Source organism: Bifidobacterium sp. RTP21102st3_E2_RTP21102_210122 (assembly GCF_040916945.1).
GTDB lineage: Bacteria > Actinomycetota > Actinomycetes > Actinomycetales > Bifidobacteriaceae > Bifidobacterium > Bifidobacterium longum.
Window position 1 is genome coordinate 665 of record NZ_JBCPAN010000027.1, and the last position, 527, is coordinate 1,191.

Sequence of the window (527 nt, forward strand, 5' to 3'; positions counted from 1 at the left end):
CGAAATAAAGAGCTCGAAATGCAATTAGACATTCTAAAGCAAGCGGCAGTGATTATGGCACGAAAAGGGAAATAATCACTGCTAACAAGGATAAATACAGCATTTCAGCCATGTGTCGTTGGTTGAAGATTCCTCGCTCTAGCTATTACTACAAAGCTGTAGAGCCAGTACCTGAAGCAGAACTTGGAGAAAAAATCAAATCTATCTTCCTCGAAAGTAAGTCTAGGTACGGAGCCAGGAAGATAAAAAAATGTCTGGAAGTACAAGGAATCAACTTGTCTCGCCGTCGGATTCGTCGCATCATGAAGAGATTGAATTTGGTTTCTGTTTACCAGAAGGCTGCCTTCAAACCGCATGCTAAAGGGAAGAATGAAGCACCAGTTCCGAATTTCTTAGAGAGACAGTTTAACCAACAAAAACCATTGGAAACCCTTGTGACGGACTTAACCTATGTTCGTGTTGCCAATCGTTGGGCTTACGTTTGCTTGATCATTGACCTCTTCAATCGTGAAATCATTGGCCTATCC

Annotated in this window: 1 pseudogene; it reads left to right on the plus strand. The window is 41.9% G+C overall.

Annotated elements, in window-relative coordinates:
• Positions 1-527: pseudogene (locus tag AB5287_RS10005) on the plus strand (IS3 family transposase); the annotation flags it as partial.